The organism is Streptomyces sp. NBC_01450, from assembly GCF_036227505.1.
Taxonomy (GTDB): domain Bacteria; phylum Actinomycetota; class Actinomycetes; order Streptomycetales; family Streptomycetaceae; genus Streptomyces.
Genome location: NZ_CP109480.1, coordinates 1322908 through 1345127, shown reverse-complemented (window position 1 = coordinate 1345127; position 22220 = coordinate 1322908). Strand labels below are relative to the sequence as shown.

Below are 22220 nucleotides of genomic sequence, written 5' to 3'. Positions count from 1 at the left end.
GAGGGTCAGGCCAGCTTCTTCAGCAGCTCGACGGCGAGCGGGGCGGAGGACGCCGGGTTCTGGCCGGTGACCAGGTTGCGGTCGACGACCACCTTGGGGGCCCAGGGCTCGCCCTCCTGGAAGTCGACGCCCGCCTCGACGAGCCGGTCCTGGAGCAGCCACTTGGCCTGGCCGGCGAGACCGGCCTGCGTCTCCTCGGCGTTGGTGAAGCCGGAGACCCGGTAACCCGCGAAGGCGTTGCCGCCGTCCTCCTTCGTCGCGGCGAGCAGCGCGGCCGGGCCGTGGCACACCACACCGAGCGGCTTGCCCGACTCCAGCGCGAGGGTGAGCAGCCGCCCGGAGTCCGCGTCGACCGCCAGATCCTCCATCGGTCCGTGGCCGCCGGGGTAGAAGACGGCCGCGTAGTCGTCCAGTTCGACCTCGTCCAGCTTGATCGGCCGCTGGAGCTCGGTCATCGACGCGAGGACGCGCGCGATCCGGTCGGCGCCCTCCTGGCCACCGTTGAGCTCGGGGGCCAGGCTCCCCTTGTCCACGGTCGGTACGACGCCGCCGGGAGTGGCGACGACGACCTCGTGGCCCGCGGCCTTGAAGGCCTCGTACGGGGCGACGGCCTCCTCGGCCCAGAAGCCGCTCGGGTGGCGGGTGCCGTCGGCGAGCGTCCAGTGGTCGACGCCGGTGATCACAAAGAGAATCTTCGACATGGTGCGTTTCTCCGGGGGTGCGGGGGGTTGTTGCCCGTTGTTCCTGTCGTACGCCCTGACGTTCTGGACCCAGAGCGTCAGGGCGGTGATGTCCTCGACGGTATGCGGCTCTGGCATAGGTGACCAATAGGGGCTGCGGTCGGAGCCATAGGAATGTCAATGTCTGGACGTCGAGCACCACCCCAACTACTCTGTTCGTAACCTAATCAATTAGTTGAGTGAAAGGCGGGGCTCGGATGCACCCCTTCCGGAAGGCCGTAGAGGCGGGCGACCTCAGCGCGGTCGAGGAGATGCTGGCCGACGACGTGGTGTTCACCAGCCCCGTCGCCTTCAAGCCGTACCCGGGGAAGGCCATCACCGCGGCCATCCTGCGCGGCGTCTCCCGTGTCTTCACCGACTTCCGCTACGTACGCGAGATCGCCGGCGCCGACGGCCGTGACCACGCGCTCGTCTTCACGGCGAAGGTGGGCGACAAGGAGCTCAACGGCTGCGACTTCCTGCACTTCGACGAGGACGGCAGGATCGACGACCTGATGGTGATGGTCCGCCCGCTCTCGGCGGCCCACGCGCTCTCCGAGGCGATGGGTGCCCAGTTCGAGCGGATCTCACGCGAGGCGGCCGAGGCGATGGACGACAGGGCCTAGGACTGGCCTAGGGCCTGTCAGGCGGATCCATGGCACTCATGCGTCCCCGGGTGCCCGGAGCCGTCCGCGCAAACCGGGTGGACGCTCGTCCGAGGAGTGGCCGCAGGGCCCTGAGACGCGGGGTTTGGCGGGCCTTCCCGCGGCTACCCGCCCGCGGTGACGACCATGACATCCCGACAAGAACGCATCCGATTCCTCGAGGACCGCTTCGACTGCGCGCAGGCCTGCGCCGAGGCCGCCCGCGCCTGCGCGCTGCGGGCGAGCGCGGTGGATCCGGACGGCCCGATGGAGCAGGAACTCGTACGGCGCGAAGGCCTTCTCTGTGTGGAGGTGTGCGACGCGACCTGTCGTGTGCTGGCGGAGGAGGCCCGCCGGGACACGGCCGGCATCCGGGTCCAGGTCGAGTGGTGCCGTACCGTCTGCCGCGAGAGCGCGGACGTGTTCGACGAGCACCCCGGTGGGCAGGACAGCGCGAAGGCCTGCCGGGAGTGCGCCCAGGCCTGCACGGACTTCCTCGCCACCCTGAGCCGCGCCTGACACACCGCCCCGCAGGCGAGTACGGCCTCGTTGACGGACCGGCGCCGAGGTACTGGAACCCCGGGTGAGTGTCCCCCGGGAAGGTCTCGGCCGGGGCGCCGGTGTCATCGGCATTCACAATTTCTGAAACACGTTCTACGGTGTGCGCCGTCAGGTCCGGCCTTGGGGAGCCAGGAGGCGCCGTGCATCTCGAATACACGCCAGAGCAGCAGCGGCTGCGGACCGAACTGCGTGGCTACTTCGCCGAGTTGGTGCCCGATCACGCCTACGCCCGGTACGGCGACCCGGCCGCCCAGAAGCGGTTCTACCGCGAGACGATCCGGCGGCTCGGCAGGGACGGCTGGCTCGGGGTGGGCTGGCCCGAGGAGTACGGCGGGCGCGGGCTGACCCCCATGGAGCAGTTCATCTTCTTCGACGAGGCCGCCCAGGCGGGCGTACCGCTGCCCTTGATGGCGCTGAACACCGTCGGCCCGACGATCATGCGGTTCGGCACCGCGGAGCAGAAGGAGTACTTCCTTCCGAGGATCCTCTCCGGCGAGATCGACTTCGCGATCGGCTACAGCGAGCCCGACGCGGGCACGGACCTGGCCGCGCTCAAGACCAAGGCCGTGCGGGACGGCGACACCTACGTCGTCAACGGGCAGAAGATCTGGACCACGAACGGCGACACGGCCGACTGGGTCTGGCTCGCCGTCCGCACCGACCCGGACGCCCCACCGCACAAGGGCATCACCATGCTCCTCGTGCCGACCTCCGACCCCGGCTACTCCTGCACCCTCATCAACACCCTCGCCTCGCACGACACCACCGCCAGCTACTACGAGAACATCCGCGTCCCCCTCTCGCGCCGGGTCGGCGAGGAGAACAAGGGCTGGCGGCTGATCACCAACCAGCTCAACCACGAACGCGTCACCCTCGCCGCACACGGCACCATGGCGATCCGCGCCCTGCACGACGTCCAGCGCTGGGCCATGGACACCAAGCTCGCCGACGGCCGCCGCGTCGCCGACCTCCCCTGGGTACGCCGCCGGCTCGCCCAGACCCACACCAGACTCGACGCGATGAAGCTCCTCAACTGGCAGATGGTGAACGCCGTCCAGGAGGGCACCCTCACCCCGCAGGACGCCTCCGCGGTCAAGGTGTACGGCTCCGAGGCCCGCCGGGACGCGTACGCCTGGCTCATGGAGATCGTCGCGGCACCCGGAGTCCTCAAGGAGGGCTCCACGGGCGCCGTCCTGCACGGCGAGCTGGAACGCGGCTACCGCTCGGCGGTGATCTTCACCTTCGGCGGCGGGAACAACGAGATCCAGCGCGAAATCATCTCCTGGATCGGACTGGGGATGCCACGGGTCCGGCGTTAGCCTGACGGGGTGGACGCGCTTCGCACGGGTGAGCAGGGGCTGTTCGGTCCCTCGTCGGTGACCTGGCAGATGCACGGCGACCCGATGATGTGGGTCGCCGGGGTCCGCGCGCTCTACCTCCAGGCCCTGCACCCCCGCGCGGTCCGCGGCGTCATGCAGAACTCCGACTTCCGGCGCGACGCCTGGGGCCGCCTGATGCGCACCGCGAACTTCGTCGGCACGACGACGTACGGCACCACGGAGGCCGCCGAGAAGGCCGGCGCCCGGGTCCGGAAGATCCACACCCTGCTCCAGGCCACCGACCCGGACACGGGGGAGCGGTACCGGATCGACGAGCCCGAGCTGCTGCTGTGGGTGCACTGCGCCGAGATCGACTCCTATCTGCACGTCCTGCGCCGCTCGGGCTTCCCGCTGACCGACGCGCACGCCGACCGGTACATCGACGAACACCGGGTCAGCGCACGCCTGGTGGGCCTCGACCCCGCCGACGTACCGGCGAATCAGGCGGAGTTGGCCGCCTACTTCGAGAAGGTGCTGCCACAACTCGCCGCCGGACCCGAGGCGCGGGACGTGGACGACTTCCTGGCGCGCCCGCCGATCCACCCGTTGCTCGTTCCGGCGCGCGCCCTGCTGTGGCGGCGCGTGGCGCGTCTGGCGTACGCCGCTCTGCCGCCGTACGCCCATAAGCTGTACGGCAGAACCGCGCCGGCCCCCTCCGCGGTGACCCGGCGCCTGCGCGTCACGGGCACCTTGCTGCGCTGTGTTCCCGCACGTCTTCGCTGGCAACTCCCGCCCAAACACATTCTGCGGGCCATCGCGCGGCTCGGTCCCGGCTCCCGCCCGGCGCCGTACAAAGTCGGCAGATAACTCGCCATACTGGACGAGCCAGGGGAGGGCGCGGCGAGCAGCGACGGGGGCGATCGCACGAGATGGCGGAGACCAGGCTGATCCAGAGCCGGTACCGACTGCTCGATCTGATCGGGCGGGGAGGCATGGGTGAGGTGTGGCGCGCCCGTGACGAGTCGCTGGGGCGGCAGGTGGCCGTGAAGTGCCTCAAGCCGCTCGGCCCGCACCACGATCAGTCGTTCACCGGTGTGCTGCGGGAGAGATTCCGGCGCGAGGCCCGGGTGGCCGCCGCGCTGCAGCACCGCGGGGTGACCGTGGTGCACGACTTCGGCGAGTCGGAGGGCGTGCTGTACCTGGTCATGGAGCTGCTGGAGGGCCGCAACCTCAGCCAGCTCCTGGAGGACAACAAGCAGCATCCGCTTCCCGTCGCCGATGTCGTCGACATCGCCGACCAGGTGTCCGGGGCCCTCGCCTACACCCATCAACAGGGCATCGTGCACCGCGACCTGAAGCCCGCCAACATCATGCGGCTCGCCGACGGCACGGTGAAGATCTGCGACTTCGGCATCGCGCGCCTCGGCCACGACATCGGCTTCACGGCCCGGCTGACCGGCACCGGCATCGCGATGGGCACCCCGCACTACATGTCGCCGGAGCAGATCAGCGGCGCCCAGGTCGACCAGCGCAGTGACCTGTACTCCTTCGGATGTGTGCTCTACGAAATCGCCACCGGGGCGCCGCCGTTCGACCTCGACGACGCGTGGGCGATCCTCATCGGGCACCGTGACACGCCTCCCGAGCCGCCGCGTCACCATCGCGCCGAGCTCCCCGAGTACTTCGAGCGGATCATCCTGGATCTGCTGGCCAAGGAGCCGGAGCGGCGCCCGCAGGACGCGCGCGAGCTCGGCCGGCGGATCGGCACGGGGCGTACGACTCCGGTGTACGTGCCGACGGTCGTGTCCCCCACGGTGGGCCGACCCGCCCATGAGCGGCGGATGCTGGAACCGTCGGCGCCGGCTCCCTCGTCCCCTTCCTCCCGAGAACCCCGGCTGCCCTCCTGGACCCGGGGTATGACCACCGGCCACAAGGCGACCGGTGCCGGCCTGGGCGGCGCGCCGCCGGACGCGGCGGCGGGCCTGACCGGCGACTGGATCGCACGCCCGGCCGCGTCCGTCCCCCAGGCGCGAGAGCGCGTCGAACGTCCGACTCCCTCACCGGAGTCGCTCACCACTTTGGCGGGCCGGCACAACGCAGGGCTGAGTCTTGGGCGGCTCGGCCGGTGGACCGAGGCGGGCGAGGTGCACCGCGCGGTCGCCGCCGAGCGCGAGCACGTCCTCGGCCCCGACCACCCCGACACCCTCGCCAGCCGCTACGAGGTCGGCTTCACCCTCAGCCGCACCGGACGCGCCGCCGAAGCCCTGCGCGAGTATGTGCGGGTCGCGCAGGGCAGGGAGCGGGCGCTCGGCCCCGGCCATCCCGACACCCTGGCCGCTCGCCAGGAAATGGCTTACGTGCTAGGCCAGTTGGGCCGCCACTTCGAGGCGCACCAGGCGTACACCGCGGTGCTCGCCGCCCGGGAGCGGGTCATGGGCCCCGACCATCCCGACACCCTGCGCTGCCGCCACAACCTCGCCTTCAACCTGAGCAGGCTGGGCCGACTGGAGGACTCGTACCGGATGGCGAGCGAGGTCGCTGCCGCGCGGACCCGGGTGCTCGGTGCGAACCACCCCGACACGCTGGTGACGCGCTACGAAGTCGCCTACGCGCTCGGTCAGTTGGGTCACTGGCCCGAGGCGTTGGAGACCTACCGGGAAGTGGCCGAGGCGCGGGCGCAGGCTCTCGGCCCCGACCACCCGGACACCCTCTCCGCGCGCTACGAGGTCGGCATCAGTCTCGGCCGGCTCGGCCGCAGCGCGCAGGCTCTGGAGCTGTACCGGGACCTGATCGACGATCGCAACCGGGTGCACGGCCCCGCCCACCCCGAGACCCTGCGCGCCCGGCATGGCCTCGGGGTCAATCTCGGCCGGATGGGGCGCTGGGAGGAGGCGCTCACCGAGTCCCGTGACGTGTGGGCGATCCGTGAGCGCGTCCTCGGCCCCGACCACCTGGACACCCTCGTCAGCCGCCGCGAGGTCGCGGTCGGCCTCGGCTGGCTGGGCCGCTGGTCCGACGCCCTCACCGAGTACCGCGGCGTCGCCGCCGCCCGCGAACGTGTCCTCGGCCCCGACCACCTCGACGCCCTGGCCAGCCGCAACGACGAGGCGCACTGCCTGGAGCAGCTGGGCCGGGGCCAGGAGGCGGTGGAGCTGTACCGGAGGGTGGCGGCGTTACGCCAGCAGCGGGCGGCACGGGGAGGCTGAGGGGCCCTCGTACAGGGGTTGTGCCCGCCCTGTCCGACGGACGGCACCGCCCATACGGCGGACGGCTCCCGGGCGGCCCCGCCCTCGCCGCGGCGGAGGCCCGCGCCGCAGCGGACGCCCCGCTCGCACCCCGTCCGGTTGCCCGCCGGGTGCCGCGTACCTCTGGCCGTTCTAGATCATCGCGTGCTACCAAGAACCATGCCTGCACACGAGGGATACGACGTCGTGATCGTCGGCGGGGGCCACAACGGTCTCGTCGCAGCCGCCTACCTGGCCCGGGCCGGCCGGTCCGTCCTGGTGCTCGAGCGCCTGGGGAGCACCGGCGGCGCCGCCGTGTCCACCCGGCCGTTCGCCGGGGTCGACGCGCGGCTGTCGCGCTACTCCTACCTGGTCAGCCTGCTGCCCCGGAAGATCGTGCGGGATCTGAGCCTCGACTTCCGCGTGCGCGGCCGCACCGTGTCCTCGTACACGCCCGTCGAACGCGACGGACGTCCCACCGGCCTCCTCGTCGGCGGTGGCGAGCGCCGCACCCGCGAGGCCTTCGCCCGCCTGACCGGCTCGGACCGCGAGTACGAGGCCTGGCAGCGCTTCTACGCGATGACCGGTCGCGTCGCCCAGCAGGTCTTCCCGACGCTCACCGAACCGCTCCCCACCCGCGAGGAACTCCGCGCCCGCATCGACGACGAGGAGGCCTGGCGGGTCCTCTTCGAGGAGCCGGTCGGCGTCGCCGTGGAGGAGAACTTCGCCGACGACCTCGTACGCGGTGTCGTCCTCACCGACGCGCTCATCGGGACCTTCGCGGACGCCCACGATCCCTCCCTGCGGCAGAACCGCTGCTTCCTGTACCACGTGATCGGCGGCGGCACCGGCGCCTGGGACGTGCCGGTCGGCGGCATGGGCGCCCTCACCGACGCGATCGCCGCGGCGGCGCGCGGCGCGGGCGCCGTGATCGCCACCGGCCACGAGGTGCTGCGCATCGAGACCGACGGGCGGGCCGCCGAGGTCACCTACCGGACCGCGGACGGCGAGGGCGTGGTGGCGGCCCGGCACGTCCTGGTGAACGCCTCGCCGCAGGAGCTCGCGCACCTCACCGGCGACGAACCGCCCACCCCCGCCGAGGGGGCCCAGCTGAAGGTCAACATGCTGCTCAAGCGGCTGCCGAGGCTGCGCGACACCTCGGTCGACCCGCGCGAGGCGTTCTCCGGCACCTTCCACATCGCCGAGGGCTACGAGCAGTTGGCGACCGCCCACGCGCAGGCCGCGTCCGGAGAGTTGCCCACCGCGCCGCCCTCCGAGATCTACTGCCACTCCCTCACCGACTCGAGCATTCTCGGCCAGGACCTGGTCGAACAGGGCTACCAGACCCTCACCCTCTTCGGCCTGCACACGCCCGCCCGGCTCTTCGAGCGGGACAACGACGCCGTACGGGCGGAGCTGCTGAAGTCGACGCTGGCGCAGCTGGAGGCGCACCTCGCCGAACCGCTCGCCGACTGCCTGGCCACGGACGCGGACGGCCGTCCCTGTATCGAGGCGAAGACCCCGCTCGACCTGGAGCGCGACCTGCGGCTGCCCGGCGGCAACATCTTCCACCGCGACCTCGCCTTCCCGTACGCCCAGGAGGGCACGGGCCGCTGGGGCGTCGAGACCCGGCACGCGAACGTCCTGCTGTGCGGGGCGGGCGCGGTGCGCGGCGGGGGCGTGAGCGGAGTGCCCGGGCACAACGCGGCCATGGCCGTGCTGGAGGGCGCGGTCGACTAGGGCCTGTCCGGCGGATCATGCCGCGGACGCGGGGTGTGGCCCGGAACTCCGGCGAAGGACCGGCCAGAAATCTGACGGAGCATCAGAAAAGGCCTTCCCTCGACCGGAGGACTGCGGCATTCTGCGGCCATGCAGACGGAGCTGAGCAAGAGACTGGGAGTCGAGCACGCCATTTTCGGCTTCACGCCGTTTCCCGCCGTCGCCGCGGCCATCAGTCGCGCGGGCGGTTTCGGCGTGCTCGGCGCGGTCCGCTACACCGCCCCCGACGACCTCAAACGCGACCTCGACTGGATCGAGGCGAACGTCGACGGCAAACCGTACGGCCTGGACGTCGTGATGCCCGCGAAGAAGGTCGAGGGGGTGACGGAGGCCGACGTCGAGGCGATGATCCCCGAGGGGCACCGGCAGTACGTCAAGGACACCCTCGCCAAGTACGGCGTGCCCGAACTCGCCGACGGCGAGGCGTCCGGCTGGCGCATCACCGGCTGGATGGAACAGGTCGCCCGCACCCAGCTCGACGTCGCCTTCGACTATCCGATCAAACTGCTCGCCAACGCGCTGGGCTCACCGCCCGCCGATGTCGTCGAGCGCGCCCACGAGCGCGGGGTGCTCGTCGCCGCCCTCGCGGGCAGCGCCCGGCACGCGCGCAAGCACGCCGAGGCGGGCATCGACGTCGTCGTCGCGCAGGGCTACGAGGCGGGCGGCCACACCGGCGAGATCGCCTCGATGGTGCTCACCCCCGAAGTCGTCGACGCCGTCGACCCGTTGCCCGTACTCGCGGCGGGCGGCATCGGCAGCGGACAGCAGGTGGCCGCCGCCCTCAGCCTGGGCGCCCAGGGCGTGTGGCTCGGCTCCCTGTGGCTGACCGTCACCGAAGCGGACATGCACTCGCCCGCGGTCACCCGCAAGCTGCTCGCCGCCGGGTCAGGCGACACCGTCCGCTCGCGCGCGCTGACCGGCAAACCCGCACGCCAGCTGCGCACCGAGTGGACCGACGCCTGGGACGACCCGGACGGTCCCGGCACGCTCCCCATGCCGCTCCAGGGGCTGCTGGTGGCCGAGGCGGTCTCCCGGATCCAGAAGTACGAGGTGGAACCGCTGCTCGGGACCCCGGTCGGGCAGATCGTCGGCCGGATGAACAGCGAGCGCAGTGTCCAGGCCGTCTTCGACGACCTGACGAGCGGCTTCGAGCGAGCCGTCGACCGTGTCAACCGGATCGCGGGAAGGGGCGAACAATCATGAGCACCTCACCCAACGGCTTCTGGGCCCAGGCCACCGCCGACCCCGGACGGACGGTCCTCGTCACCCCGGACGGGGACGAGTGGACCGCGGGCCGGCTGCACGCCGCGGCCAATCAACTCGTCCACGGTCTGCGCGCCGCCGGACTCGAACGCGGCGACGCCTTCGCCGTCGTGCTGCCCAACGGCGTCGAGTTCTTCGCCGCCTACCTCGCCGCCTCTCAGGCGGGCCTCTATCTCGTGCCGGTCAACCACCACCTCGTCGGCCCCGAGATCGCCTGGATCGTCTCCGACTCGGGCGCCAAGGTGCTCATCGCACACGAACGGTTCGCGGACGCCGCCCGCCACGCCGCCGACGAGGCGAAGCTTCCGGCGGCGCGGCGGTACGCGGTGGGGACAGTGGCCGGCTTCCGGCCGTACGCCGAACTCCTCGACGGACAGCCCGAGTCGGCGCCCGGGGAGCGCACCCTCGGCTGGGTCATGAACTACACCTCGGGCACCACGGGCCGCCCCCGTGGCATCAGGCGCCCGCTGCCCGGCAAACTCCCCGAGGAGACGTACCTCGGCGGCTTCCTCGGCATCTTCGGCATCAGGCCGCACGACGACAACGTGCACCTGGTCTGCTCGCCGCTCTACCACACCGCCGTGCTCCAGTTCGCGGGCGCCTCCCTGCACATCGGCCACCGCCTGGTGCTGATGGACAAGTGGACGCCGCAGGAGATGCTCCGCGTCATCGACGCCCACGCCTGCACCCACACCCATATGGTCCCGACCCAGTTCCACCGGCTGCTGGCACTCCCCGACGAGGTGAGGGCGCGCTACGACGTCTCCTCCATGCGGCACGCCATCCACGGCGCCGCCCCGTGCCCCGACCATGTGAAACGGGCGATGATCGAGTGGTGGGGCCACAGCGTCGAGGAGTACTACGCGGCCAGCGAGGGCGGCGGCGCCTTCGCGACCGCCGAGGACTGGCTGAAGAAGCCCGGCACGGTCGGCAAGGCCTGGCCCATCAGCGAACTCGCGATCTTCGACGACGACGGCAACCGGCTGCCGCCCGGTGAACTCGGCACCGTCTACATGAAGATGAGCACCGGCGGATTCTCGTACCACAAGGACGAGAGCAAGACGAAGAAGAACCGCATCGGCGACTTCTTCACCGTCGGCGACCTGGGCTGTCTCGACGAGGACGGCTATCTCTTCCTCCGCGACCGCAAGATCGACATGATCATCTCGGGCGGGGTCAACATCTACCCGGCCGAGATCGAGGCGGCGCTGCTCGCCCACCCCGCCGTCGCCGACGCGGCCGCCTTCGGCATCCCGCACGACGACTGGGGCGAGGAGGTCAAGGCCGTCGTCGAGCCCGCCCCCGGCCACGAGCCGGGCCCGGCCCTCGCCGCCGACATCCTCGGCCACTGCGAGCACCTGCTCGCCGGGTACAAGCGCCCCAAGAGTGTCGACTTCATCGAGTCGATGCCGCGCGACCCGAACGGGAAGCTGTACAAGCGGCGGCTGCGGGACCCCTACTGGGAGGGCCGTACGCGAGCGGTGTGACATCGCGGCGGGGTGGAGAACAGCCGTGTCCGGTCGCTGAAGTGCGGCGAGTTCGGGATCGACGACCGGGAGTGGGCCGGCACGACATCATTGAGGGAAGGTGCGGTTGAGCGTAACAACAGACACAGCCGTTTGACCTGGTGTCAGTACGTTCCACAGCGGGGCTGATCGTCTTCGCGCCAAGGGCGCGGGACGCTTGACCCCGCTCGCGGGCCGGAACGAGGATCACGGCACAGCAGCCGGACGAAGGAGCAGGTCATGACGGCGGGTCGGAACCCCACGGTGGCGGCGGGACGGAGCGTCACGGTCGACGGGGTGCTGCGGCGCAGCGCCCGGCGGACCCCTGAACGCGTCGCGGTCCACTACCGCGACCGGTCCTGGACCTACGCCGAACTCGACGAGGCCGTCTCCCGCGCGGCCCAGGTGCTGCGCTCCTCGGGACTGGCCCCGGGCGACCGCGTCGGTGCCTACGGCCACAACTCGGACGCGTACCTGATCGGCTTCCTCGCGTGTGCCCGCGGCGGGCTGGTGCATGTGCCGGTCAACCAGAACCTGACCGGCGGCGACCTCGCGTACATCGTCGAGCAGGCCGGCTGCGGACTGGTCCTGGCCGACCCGGACCTGGCGGGGAACCTCCCCGCGGGAACCCGCTTTCTCGCCCTGCGCGACACCGACGACTCGCTGCTCGCGCGACTTGACGCGACCACGCCGTACGACGGTCCGGAGTCCCGTGGCGAGGACCTGACGCAACTCCTCTACACCTCGGGCACCACCGCGCTGCCCAAGGGCGCGATGCTGACCCACCGTGCGCTGGTGCACGAGTACCTGAGCGCGATCACCGCCCTCGATCTGCAGGCCGGCGATCTGCCCGTGCACTCGCTGCCGCTCTACCACTCGGCGCAGATGCATGTGTTCCTGCTGCCCTATCTCGCGGTCGGCGCCGTGAACGTCATCCTCGACACACCCGATGTCGAACAGATCTTCGACCTGGTCGAGGCGGGCCACGCGGACAGCCTGTTCGCGCCGCCCACCGTCTGGATCGGACTGTCCAACCGCCCCGACTTCGCCACCCGTGACCTGAGCGGACTGCGCAAGGCCTACTACGGGGCGTCGATCATGCCGGTGCCGGTTCTGGAACGGCTGCGGGAGCGGCTGCCGAAGCTGGCGTTCTACAACTGCTTCGGACAGAGCGAGATCGGGCCGCTGGCCATGGTCCTCGGCCCGCACGAGCACAAGGGGCGGATGGATTCCTGCGGGCGGCCGGTGCTGTTCGTCGAGGCGCGGGTCGTCGACGAGGCCGGCAAGGACGTGCCCGACGGTGAGCGGGGCGAGATCGTCTACCGCTCACCGCAGTTGTGCGAGGGCTACTGGGGCAAGCCGGAGGAGACCGCCGAGGCCTTCCGCGACGGCTGGTTCCACTCCGGGGACCTCGCCGTGTGCGACGAGGACGGCTACTTCACCGTCGTCGACCGGGTGAAGGACGTCATCAACTCCGGTGGCGTACTGGTCGCCTCACGCCAGGTCGAGGACGCGCTCTACACACACGAGGCCGTCGCCGAGGTCGCCGTGATCGGGCTGCCCGACGAGCGGTGGATCGAGGCGGTCACGGCGGTCGTCGTCGCCCGCGCCGAGGTCACCGAAGCCGAGCTCCTCACGCACGCACGGGAGAACCTCGCCCACTTCAAGGCGCCCAAGCAGGTGCTCTTCGTGGCCGAACTGCCGCGCAACGCCAGCGGAAAGATCCTCAAACGCGAACTGAGGGACCGCTTCGCGGACGTCCGGGCCGACACTGTGTAGTTCGGTGGCTCAGTGAGCCGCCTCCGTCGCCACCGACCGTGCCCATCGGTAGTCCGCCTTGCCGCTGGGCGAGCGCTGGATGGTGTCGGTGATGACGAGCTGGCGGGGGATCTTGTAGCCGGCGAGATGGCTTCGGCAGTGGGCCTGGATGTCCTCCAGTGAGGGCCGGCCCGCGCCCTCGCGGAGCTGGACGACCGCCGCCACGTGGTTGCCCCACTTCTCGTCCGGCACCCCGGCGACCAGCGCGTCGTACACGTCCGGATGGGACTTGAGCGCCTGCTCGACCTCCTCCGGATAGACCTTCTCGCCACCGGTGTTGATGCACTGGGAGCCGCGCCCGAGGACGGTGACGATGCCCTCGTCGTCGACCGTCGCCATGTCACCGAGCAGCACCCACCGCTCGCCGTCCTTCTGGAAGAAGGTCTCGGCGGTCTTCCTCGGGTCGTTGTAGTAGCCGAGGGGCACATGGCCGCGCTGCGCGACCCGGCCGGGCTCGCCGACGACGACCGGATCGTATGTGGCCGGATCCACCACCTGCGTACGGGAGTTGACCCGCAGCCGGAAGCCCTTGCCGGCCCCCGAGTCGGCGGTCGCGGTGCCGTTGAAGCCGGACTCCGTGGAGCCGAAGTTGTTGAGCAGCATCACGTTCGGGACCAGCGACAGGAACTGCTCACGCACCGTCTCCGACATGATCGCGCCGGACGAGGACACACTGAACATCGAGGAGCAGTCCGTGCCCCGCATCGACCCCTTCAACGCGTCGATCAGCGGGCGCAGCATCGCGTCGCCGACCAGCGACATGCTGGTGACCTTCTCCTTCTCGACCGTCCGCAGGACCTCCTCGGGCACGAACTTGCGGTGGATCACCACCCGTTGGCCGAAGTTGAACCCGATGAACGCCGTCAGCGTCGAGGTGCCGTGCATCAGCGGGGGAGTGGGGAAGAAGGTGATGCCCTCGCCGCCGGCCGCCACCCGCTCGGCGAGCTCCTCGGGCTTCTTGACCGGCTCGCCCGTCGGAGCCCCGCCGCCCAGCCCGGCGAAGAACAGATCCTCCTGGCGCCACATCACCCCCTTGGGCATGCCGGTGGTTCCGCCGGTGTAGATGATGAACTGGTCGTCCGCCGAGCGCGGTGGGAAGCCCCGCTCGGGAGACCCGGCGGCCTCGGCCTCGGCGAAGTCCACGGCGGACAGGGAGGCCCCGTCGGTCGCCGCGCTTCCCACCCGCAGGAGATGCCGCAGCGCCGGGGTCCGCGGCAGCGCCGCCGCCACCCGGTCGGTGAACTCGGCGTCGAAGACCAGCGCCACCAGGTCCGCGTCCCGGTAGAGGTAGACCAACTCCTCTTCCACATACCGGTAGTTGACGTTGACCGGCACGATCCGCGCTTTGAGGCAGCCCAGCACGGTCTGCAGGTACTCGACGCCGTTGTACAGGTGCAGTCCGAGGTGCTCGCCGGGGCGGATGCCGCTGTCGATCAGGTGATGGGCCACGCGGTTCGCCGCCGCGTCGAGTTGCGCGTACGTCAGACGGCGTTCGGCACCCGTGCCCGGATGGTCGATGTACACGAGCGCCTCGCGGCCCGGAACCACGTCGACGACCGACTCGAACAGGTCGGCAAGGTTGTACTCCACCGCTCCTCCTGACGTCGCACGTCCGGGTCCACCCCTCGGCTCGACGGCCATCAGAGCAAAGCCCGCCACAACTGGGAAGGGTCAGCGCAGAAGAAATCTGACTGTCTGTCAGAAAACTCTTGTACTGGTTCCGCGCCTACTGCAACCTGTTCTCGTTCCAGAGAGCCTGTCTGACGGGAGGACGGCAATGGGTGGTACGGAACACCTCACCGTGCAGCGCGAAGGCGCCACACTGGTGCTCACGCTCAACAGGCCCGAGGCCAAGAACGCGCTCTCGCTGCCGATGCTCGTCGGTCTCCACGACGGCTGGATCGAGGCCGACGAGGACGACGCGATCCGCTCGATCGTGCTCACCGGCGCGGGGGACGCCTTCTGCGCCGGCATGGACCTCAAGGCGCTGGCGGGGCGGGGCATGGAGGGCCAGCAGTACCGGGACCGGCTGAAGGCCGACCCCGACCTGCACTGGAAGGCGATGCTGCGCCACCACCGCCCCCGCAAACCGGTGATCGCCGCCGTCGAGGGCCACTGTGTCGCGGGCGGTACCGAGATCCTCCAGGGCACCGATATCCGGGTCGCGGGCGAGTCGGCGACCTTCGGGCTCTTCGAGGTCAGGCGCGGGCTGTTCCCGATCGGCGGCTCGACGGTCCGTCTGCAACGCCAGATCCCGCGCACGCACGCCCTCGAGATGCTTCTCACGGGGCGCCCGTACTCGGCGCGGGAGGCCGCCGGGATCGGCCTGGTCGGACACGTCGTGCCCGACGGCACGGCGCGGCAGAAGGCCCTCGAGATCGCCGAACGGATCAACGCCTGTGGGCCGCTGGCGGTCGAGGCGGTCAAGGCGTCCGTGTACGAGACCGCCGAGATGACGGAGACGGAGGGCCTCGCCGCCGAGCTCACCCGCGGCTGGCCGATCTTCGACACCGCCGACGCCAAGGAGGGCTCCCGGGCCTTCGCCGAGAAACGCCCACCTGTCTATCGGCGCGCGTGACGTCCGGGGTCGTGAGGGGGCACGGCCGCCCCCGCGACCAGCCCCGGGACCGACCGTGACGCGCACGATCCCCCTCCCCTAAGGAGACATCCGGGATGCCCGAAGTCCTCAAAGCCCCCCTCGTCGTCGAGTTCCCCTTCACCCGCTCGCTCGGCCCCGTCCAGAGCGCGTTTCTCACCGGGCTGCGTGAGCGCGTCGTCCTCGGTGTGAAGACCGCCGACGGCCGGACGCTGGTCCCGCCCGTCGAGTACGACCCCGTCACCGCGGAGGACCTGAGCGAGCTCGTCGAGGTCGCCCCCACCGGCACCGTCACCACCTGGGCCTGGAACCACGAACCCCGTCGGGGCCAACCCCTCGACACCCCCTTCGCCTGGGTCCTGGTCCAGCTCGACGGCGCCGACACCGCCCTCCTGCACGCCCTCGACACGCCGGGCCCCGACGCCGTACGCACCGGCATGCGCGTGCGCGTCCGCTGGGCGGCGCAGCGCACCGGCGCCATCACCGACATCGCCTGCTTCGAGCCGTACGACGGAGACCGGCCGGAGACGGCCGGCCACGACGGACGGTTCGAGGACATGGTGACCGGCATCGTCGCCCCCGCCCGCCTCGACTACGTCTACTCGCCCGGCCGCGCCCAGTCCGCCTACATCAACAGCCTCTCCTCGCGGCGCACCGTCGGCGAGCGCTGCCCGTCCTGCCGCAAGGTGTACGTCCCGCCCAGGGGCGCGTGCCCCACCTGCGGTGTCGCCACCTCGGAGCAGGTGGAGGTGGGCCCGAGCGGCACGGTCACCACGTACTGCATCGTCAACATCAAGGCCAGGAACCTCGACATCGAAGTGCCCTACGTCTACGGACACATCGCCCTCGACGGTGCCGACCTCGCGCTGCACGGCCGGATCGGCGGCATCCCCTACGACCAGGTGCGCATGGGGCTGCGGGTGGAGCCGGTGTGGACGGAGGGCGGCCGCTATCCCGACCACTACCGGCCCACCGGCGAACCGGACGCCGAGTACGACTCGTACAAGGAGCTGTTGTAGATGCCGTCCAGCAGGGACATCGCCGTCGTCGCCTTCGCGCAGAGCGACCATCTGCGCACCACGGACGAGCTCTCCGAGGTGGAGATGCTCATCCCGGTCCTGCACGCCGTCCTCGACCAGAGCGGGCTGAAGACCAGCGACATCGGTTTCACCTGCTCCGGCTCGTCCGACTACCTCGCGGGCCGCGCCTTCTCCTTCACCATGGCCCTCGACGGGGTGGGTGCCTGGCCGCCGATCTCCGAGTCTCACGTGGAGATGGACGGGGCCTGGGCGCTGTACGAGGCCTGGACGAAACTGCTCACCGGGGACGCCGACACCGCGCTGGTGTACGGGTACGGGAAGTCGTCACCCGGATCCGTACGGGACGTCCTGACCCGGCAGCTCGACCCGTACTACCTCGCGCCCCTGTGGCCCGACTCCGTCGCCCTCGCGGCCCTCCAGGCACAGGCGCTCATCGACGCGGGCGAGACCGACGAGCCCGCGCTGGCGGGTGTGGCGTCCCGCAGCCGTGCCTCGGCCGCCGCCAACTCCCATGCGCAACTGCGGGGTTCGGTGGCCCAGGGCGAATACCTCGTACAGCCTCTGCGTGTCGGTGACTGCCCGCCCGTCGGCGACGGTGCCGCCGCCGTGATCCTCGCGGCCGGAGAGCGGGCCCGCGAGCTGTGCGAACGGCCCGCCTGGATCCGGGGCATCGACCACCGCATCGAGGCGCACAGCCTCGGCGTGCGCGACCTGACGGACTCGCCGTCGACCCGCCTCGCCGCCGAGCGGGCCGGAGCCTTCGAACACCCCGTCGACACCGCCGAGTTGCACGCGCCGTTCACCTCCCAGGAGGTGGTCCTGCGCAAGGCGCTGCGGCTCGGCGAGGAGGTGCGCGTCAACCCGTCCGGCGGCGCCCTGGCCGCCAACCCGATCATGGCCGCCGGGCTCATCCGCATCGGCGAGGCCGCCGCCCGCATCCACCGGGGGGAGTCCGACCGGGCGCTCGCCCACGCCACCTCCGGGCCCTGCCTCCAACAGAACCTGGTGGCCGTACTCGAAGGGGATCCCCGATGAACAAGGAGCCCGTGGCCGTCGTAGGCATCGGCCAGACCAAACACGTGGCGGCCCGACGGGACGTGTCCATCGCGGGACTCGTCCGCGAGGCCGCCCGGCGCGCCCTCGACGACGCCGAGCTGACCTGGGCCGACATCGACGCCGTCGTCATCGGCAAGGCGCCCGACTTCTTCGAGGGCGTCATGATGCCGGAGCTGTACCTCGCCGACGCGCTCGGCGCGGTCGGCAAGCCGATGCTGCGCGTGCACACGGCGGGCTCCGTCGGCGGATCCACGGCCCTCGTCGCCACCAACCTCGTCGCGGGCCGCGTCCACGGCACGGTCCTGACCCTGGCCTACGAGAAGCAGTCCGAGTCGAACGCCATGTGGGGCCTGTCCCTGCCGATCCCCTTCCAGCAGCCGCTGCTGGCCGGGGCGGGCGGCTTCTTCGCGCCGCACGTACGGGCGTACATGCGGCGTACCGGCGCGCCCGACACCGTCGGCTCGCTGGTCGCGTACAAGGACCGGCGCAACGCGCTGAAGAACCCGTACGCGCATCTCCACGAGCACGACATCACGCTGGAGAAGGTCCAGGCCTCGCCCATGCTGTGGGACCCGATCCGCTACTCGGAGACCTGCCCGTCCTCGGACGGCGCCTGCGCGATGATCCTCACCGACCGGGCGGGGGCGGCGCGCTCGCCGCGGCCGCCCGCGTGGCTGCACGGCGGCGCCATGCGCAGCGAGCCGACGCTGTTCGCGGGCAAGGACTGTGTGTCGCCGCAGGCGGGCAAGGACTGCGCGGCCGATGTGTACCAGCAGGCGGGCATCGCGGACCCGCGCCGTGACATCGACGCCGTGGAGATGTACGTGCCCTTCTCCTGGTACGAGCCCATGTGGCTGGAGAACCTCGGTTTCGCCGAGGAGGGCGAGGGCTGGAAGCTCACCGAATCCGGTGTGACCGAGCTTGACGGGGACCTGCCCGTCAACATGTCGGGCGGTGTCCTCTCCACCAATCCGATCGGCGCGTCCGGCATGATCCGCTTCGCCGAGGCGGCACTTCAGGTGCGCGGTCAGGCCGGAGAACACCAGGTGGAAGGGGCTCGCAGGGTGCTGGGACACGCCTATGGAGGAGGATCCCAGTTCTTCTCGATGTGGCTGGTCGGGGCCGCGCCGCCCACCTCCTGAAACCGTCCCCCTCACGTGGCCTGTCCGCCGCCGGAACCGATCGCTAGGCTGGCGGCGGACGACGAACCGGGAGGAGCACGGACGTGGCCGAGAGCACCATCGAGCAGCACCCGCTGGCGGGGTGGGACAAGCCTGAGCTGGACCTCAGCAACGCCGAATGGCAGTCCAGCAGCCGAGGGCGGGGAGACGTCGAGATCGCTTTTGTCGAGGGCTTCATCGCGATGCGCAACAGTGGCCGCCCCGAGAGCCCTTCCTTGATCTTCACACCGGCCGAGTGGGGCGCGTTCGTGTCGGGCGCCCGCGAGGGAGAGTTCGACCTGACCTGAGCCGACCCGACGCTGTTGGCGAATCCGTTGAGTGACGTCTGAGTGACGTCGGTCCGACCCCATGTGTGCCGGGAACCGTGAACACTTACACGTTTAAGTGTTCACGGTTTCGAGGAGGGTGTCCCCGGCGGCGGCGGATTCGCCAAACAGCGTCCCGAACAGCCTCTGGTGGTGTGAGCCGGTAGCGGCGGAAGGGCTCCCCGCAAGGCGCTACGAGCGTACGCTGAGGTCCCTGGAGGTCACGGTACGCATCCGCTCCCCGCGCGGACCACACCGCCGTGGCCAGGGGGTGGACCATGGGACAGCGCGGTGTACGCAGTAGAAGGACTCTCTTCGAACGGGAGGGTGAACTCGCCGCCGCCGACGAGGCGTTGAACGATCTCACCGGTCTGCGCGAGGACGGAACCGAAGCACCAGGGCGGCCCCGCGGCGCGCTCCTCGCCTTCGCCGGACGCGCCGGAATCGGCAAGACCACGCTCCTCGCCGAGGTACGGCGTCGCGCCGCCGCCCAGGGCTGCACCGTCCTGTCCGCGCGCGGCGGCGACCAGGAGCAGGGCGTCGCCTTCCACGTCGCCCGCCAGCTCCTGCAACCGCAGTTCGCCGGGTCCGCCGAGACGGAAATCCGCGCCCAGCTGGGGAGTTGGTACGCGATCGTCGGTCCCGCGCTCGGCCTGTGCGCCCCGTCCGAGGGCGCCGCGCCCGACCAGCAGGGCCTGCGTGACGGCCTCGACTGGGTGCTCACCCACCTCGCGGTGCAGCGCGCCCCGATGGTGCTCGTCCTCGACGACGCGCACTGGGCCGACCCCGAGTCACTGAGCTGGCTCGCCGCCTTCGCGCCGCGCGCCGAGGAACTGCCGCTGCTCCTGGTCGTCGCCTACCGGCCGGACGAACTCCCCGACCACGCGGAGGCGTTCAGGAGCCTTCCCGGACGTGCGGGCCAGCGCCCCCTCGACCTCGAACCGCTCAGCGCCGCCGCCGTCGCCGGACTCGTTCGCGAGGACCTCGGCACCGGGGCCGACGACGTGTTCTGCCGCGAGTGCTGGGCGGTCACCGCGGGCAACCCCTTCGAAGCGGTGGAACTGACCGCGAAGGTCCGCGACCGTGGACTGGTCCCGACCGGGGAAGGGGCGCACCTGCTGCGCGACCTCGCCGCCGCGGTCAAGGGCAGCGGCCTGATCGCCCGCCTCGAACGCCTCGGCACCTCCACCGTCCGCTTCGCCTGGGCCTGCGCCGTCCTCGGCACCGAGATCCCGCCGCCCCTGGCCGCCGCCGTCGCCGGGCTCGGCTCCGAGGAGGCCGCCGACGCCGCGGACGCCCTGCGCGGCGCCCGTATCCTCGCCGGCGCCGACACCCTGGAGTTCGTCCACCCGCTCATCGCCACCGCCGTCTACCGCGCCATCCCCAGCGGCGTCCGCGTGGCCCTGCACGGGCAGGCCGCCTGGTGCGTCATCGACGAAGGACTCGGCCCCTCCGCCGCCGCCCGCCACCTCATGGAGACCCACCCCGAGGGCGACAACTGGGTCGTCCAGCAGCTGCGCGCCGCCGCCCGCGAGACCCAGCGCGCCGGAGCCCCCGACGCCGCCCGCCGCTACCTAGCCCGGGCCCTGCGTGAACCGCCGCCCCTCAAGGAGCGGGCCGCGGTCCTCCACGAACTGGGCTGCGCCTCCCTGCTCACCGAACCGGCGACCACCGTCAACCACCTCCGGGCCGCTCTCGAAGAACCCATCACCGACCCGGAGCTGCGCCACAACATCGTCTACCGGCTCTCGCAGGTCCTCGCCCACAGCGACCGGCTCGCCGAGGCCTCCGAGACGCTCGCCCGTGAGATCCGCGTGACCGGCGACGCCCGGGTGCGGCTGCGCATGCAGTCCGAACAGTTCATGTGGGACGCCTTCCGCGCCGACGAACCCGACTCCCCGGCCCGCTCCCGCCGCCTGACCCGCCTCGCCGACCGGCTCACCGGACGCGACCTCACCGAGCGCTATGTCATCGGCCTGCGCGCCTGGGACGCCACCCTGCGCGGCGAGCCCGCCCACGTCGCGCTCCACCACGCGGAACGCGCCCTCGCCGGAGGGATCCGCTGGGCCGAGGCCGACCGCGGCTTCGAGGTACCCGTCCTGGTCGCCCTCACCTTCATGTACGCCGACCGCCCGGGCCGCACCGAGGAACTGTTCGCCGCCGGGATCGCCGACTTCGAGTCCCAGGGCTGGCACGGCGCCCACCTCTCCTTCGGCTACACCCTCCTCGCCTACGTCCGCTACCGCCGCGGCCGACTCGCCGAGGCCGAGGACTTCGCCCGCGCGGGCCTCAGGCTCGCCGAACGTGTCGGCGCCGGCACCCCCGTCCACTGGTACGCCGTCGGTGTCATCATCGAGATCCTGCTCGCCCGCGGCCGCGTCACCGAGGCCGCCCAGATCGGCGAGGACCACGCGTTCGGCGCGCCCTTCCCGGCCGCCGTCACCTTCCCCGACGTCCAGACCGTGCACGGCGAACTGCTGCTCGCCCGCGGCCTCACCAAGGAAGCCGCCGCCGAGCTCGAAGCGGCCGGACGCCGCCTGGACCCACGCGGCATCCGCAACCCCTCCTGGTGTCCCTGGCAGCTCCACCTCGCCCGAGCCGAGAGCCACGACGCGCCGGAACGCGCCGTCGCCACGGCACTCGAAGCGGTACACCGCGCCCGCCAGTTCGGCGCCCCCTCGGCCGTCGGACAGGCCCTGCGGGCCGCGGCCGACGTCTCCTCCGGCTCGACCCGCGTCAAGCTCCTCGAAGAGTCCGTCAGCCACCTGGAGCGCTCCCCGGCCGCCTACGAACTGGCCTGCGCGCTGGTCGCCCTCGGCACTGAACTGCGCCGCTCGGGCTCTCCCAGGGAAGCCGCCGAACACCTCTACCGAGGACTGGACGCGGCCATGCAGTGCGGCGCCGACGGGCTCGGCGACGAGGCCCGCGCCGAGCTGGCCGCCGCCGGACTGCGCCCGCGCCGCCTGCACAGCACCGAGACGGACACGCTCACCGCCCGCGAACGCGCGGCCGCCGCGCTCACCGCCCGGGGCCGCACCACGACCGAGGTCTCCGAGGAGCTGGGGACCGACGAGCCGACCGTCGTCCGTCTGCTCTCGGCGGTCTACCGGAAGGTGGGCACGGACCGTACGGGACTGGCGGCGGCACTCGGCCAACAACCGGCCCGGTAGCCCCGTACGACCGATCCGGCAGCCCCCGTACGACCGGCCC

Annotated in this window: 17 protein-coding genes; 15 read left to right on the top strand and 2 right to left on the bottom strand. The window is 71.4% G+C overall.

The window, feature by feature from the left end; all coding sequences use genetic code 11:
* Nucleotides 1–5: 5 nt before the first annotated feature.
* Entirely contained in the window at nt 6–701 is a 696-nt protein-coding gene (locus tag OG568_RS06005; RefSeq protein ID WP_329536271.1) for a type 1 glutamine amidotransferase domain-containing protein, read from the bottom strand.
* Between the two features lie 236 nt (nt 702–937).
* On the opposite strand from OG568_RS06005, the gene OG568_RS06000 reads away from it, so the two are divergent.
* The 9 genes from OG568_RS06000 to OG568_RS05960 all read left to right on the top strand — a co-directional run bounded on the left by OG568_RS06000 (nt 938) and on the right by OG568_RS05960 (nt 12793).
* On the top strand, nt 938–1345 hold the full coding sequence (locus OG568_RS06000; RefSeq protein WP_329530610.1) for a nuclear transport factor 2 family protein: 408 nt from the start codon (nt 938–940) through the stop codon (nt 1343–1345).
* 165 nt (nt 1346–1510) lie between these two features.
* Nucleotides 1511–1882 (top strand): four-helix bundle copper-binding protein, encoded by a 372-nt coding sequence (locus OG568_RS05995; RefSeq protein WP_329530609.1) that lies wholly within the window; start codon nt 1511–1513, stop codon nt 1880–1882.
* A gap of 182 nt (nt 1883–2064) precedes the next feature.
* Nucleotides 2065–3243, top strand: a complete 1179-nt coding sequence (locus OG568_RS05990; RefSeq protein ID WP_266425381.1) for an acyl-CoA dehydrogenase family protein — start codon at nt 2065–2067, stop codon at nt 3241–3243.
* Between the two features lie 69 nt (nt 3244–3312).
* Nucleotides 3313–4110: an oxygenase MpaB family protein gene (locus OG568_RS05985; RefSeq protein WP_443077848.1), complete on the top strand. Its 798-nt coding sequence runs from the start codon at nt 3313–3315 to the stop codon at nt 4108–4110.
* A 62-nt stretch (nt 4111–4172) separates the two neighbouring features.
* The gene (locus tag OG568_RS05980; RefSeq protein WP_329530607.1) at nt 4173–6449 is read left to right on the top strand and encodes a serine/threonine-protein kinase; all 2277 of its coding nucleotides are present in this window, start codon (nt 4173–4175) and stop codon (nt 6447–6449) included.
* Nucleotides 6450–6647: 198 nt separating this feature from the next.
* Nucleotides 6648–8207: a phytoene desaturase family protein gene (locus tag OG568_RS05975; protein ID WP_329530606.1), complete on the top strand. Its 1560-nt coding sequence runs from the start codon at nt 6648–6650 to the stop codon at nt 8205–8207.
* A gap of 129 nt (nt 8208–8336) precedes the next feature.
* Nucleotides 8337–9449 carry an NAD(P)H-dependent flavin oxidoreductase gene (locus OG568_RS05970; RefSeq protein ID WP_329530605.1) on the top strand — a complete coding sequence of 371 codons (1113 nt, stop codon included), beginning with the start codon at nt 8337–8339 and terminating at the stop codon, nt 9447–9449.
* Nucleotides 9446–10996, top strand: a complete 1551-nt coding sequence (locus OG568_RS05965) for an acyl-CoA synthetase (RefSeq protein WP_329530604.1) — start codon at nt 9446–9448, stop codon at nt 10994–10996. Before OG568_RS05970 ends, OG568_RS05965 begins: the two co-directional genes overlap by 4 nt.
* A gap of 258 nt (nt 10997–11254) precedes the next feature.
* Nucleotides 11255–12793 (top strand): fatty acyl-CoA synthetase, encoded by a 1539-nt coding sequence (locus tag OG568_RS05960; protein WP_329530603.1) that lies wholly within the window; start codon nt 11255–11257, stop codon nt 12791–12793.
* A 9-nt stretch (nt 12794–12802) separates the two neighbouring features.
* Here the strand turns inward: OG568_RS05960 and OG568_RS05955 are convergent, their stop codons facing one another.
* Nucleotides 12803–14422 carry an acyl-CoA synthetase gene (locus OG568_RS05955; protein WP_329530602.1) on the bottom strand — a complete coding sequence of 540 codons (1620 nt, stop codon included), beginning with the start codon at nt 14420–14422 and terminating at the stop codon, nt 12803–12805.
* A gap of 187 nt (nt 14423–14609) precedes the next feature.
* Between OG568_RS05955 and OG568_RS05950 the strand changes: the two genes are divergently transcribed.
* From OG568_RS05950 to OG568_RS05925, 6 genes are all read left to right on the top strand, one after another.
* On the top strand, nt 14610–15410 hold the full coding sequence (locus tag OG568_RS05950; protein ID WP_266425359.1) for a crotonase/enoyl-CoA hydratase family protein: 801 nt from the start codon (nt 14610–14612) through the stop codon (nt 15408–15410).
* Nucleotides 15411–15505: 95 nt separating this feature from the next.
* A complete protein-coding gene (locus OG568_RS05945; protein WP_329530601.1) occupies nt 15506–16447 on the top strand; it encodes a Zn-ribbon domain-containing OB-fold protein in 942 nt (313 codons plus the stop codon).
* Nucleotides 16448–17503 carry a thiolase domain-containing protein gene (locus OG568_RS05940; RefSeq protein ID WP_266693917.1) on the top strand — a complete coding sequence of 352 codons (1056 nt, stop codon included), beginning with the start codon at nt 16448–16450 and terminating at the stop codon, nt 17501–17503.
* Entirely contained in the window at nt 17500–18666 is a 1167-nt protein-coding gene (locus OG568_RS05935) for a thiolase domain-containing protein (RefSeq protein ID WP_329530600.1), read from the top strand. Before OG568_RS05940 ends, OG568_RS05935 begins: the two co-directional genes overlap by 4 nt.
* An 83-nt stretch (nt 18667–18749) precedes the next feature.
* Nucleotides 18750–18992 (top strand): DUF397 domain-containing protein, encoded by a 243-nt coding sequence (locus tag OG568_RS05930; RefSeq protein WP_266425348.1) that lies wholly within the window; start codon nt 18750–18752, stop codon nt 18990–18992.
* Between the two features lie 296 nt (nt 18993–19288).
* The gene (locus tag OG568_RS05925; RefSeq protein ID WP_329530599.1) at nt 19289–22180 is read left to right on the top strand and encodes a helix-turn-helix transcriptional regulator; all 2892 of its coding nucleotides are present in this window, start codon (nt 19289–19291) and stop codon (nt 22178–22180) included.
* Nucleotides 22181–22220: the final 40 nt, after the last annotated feature.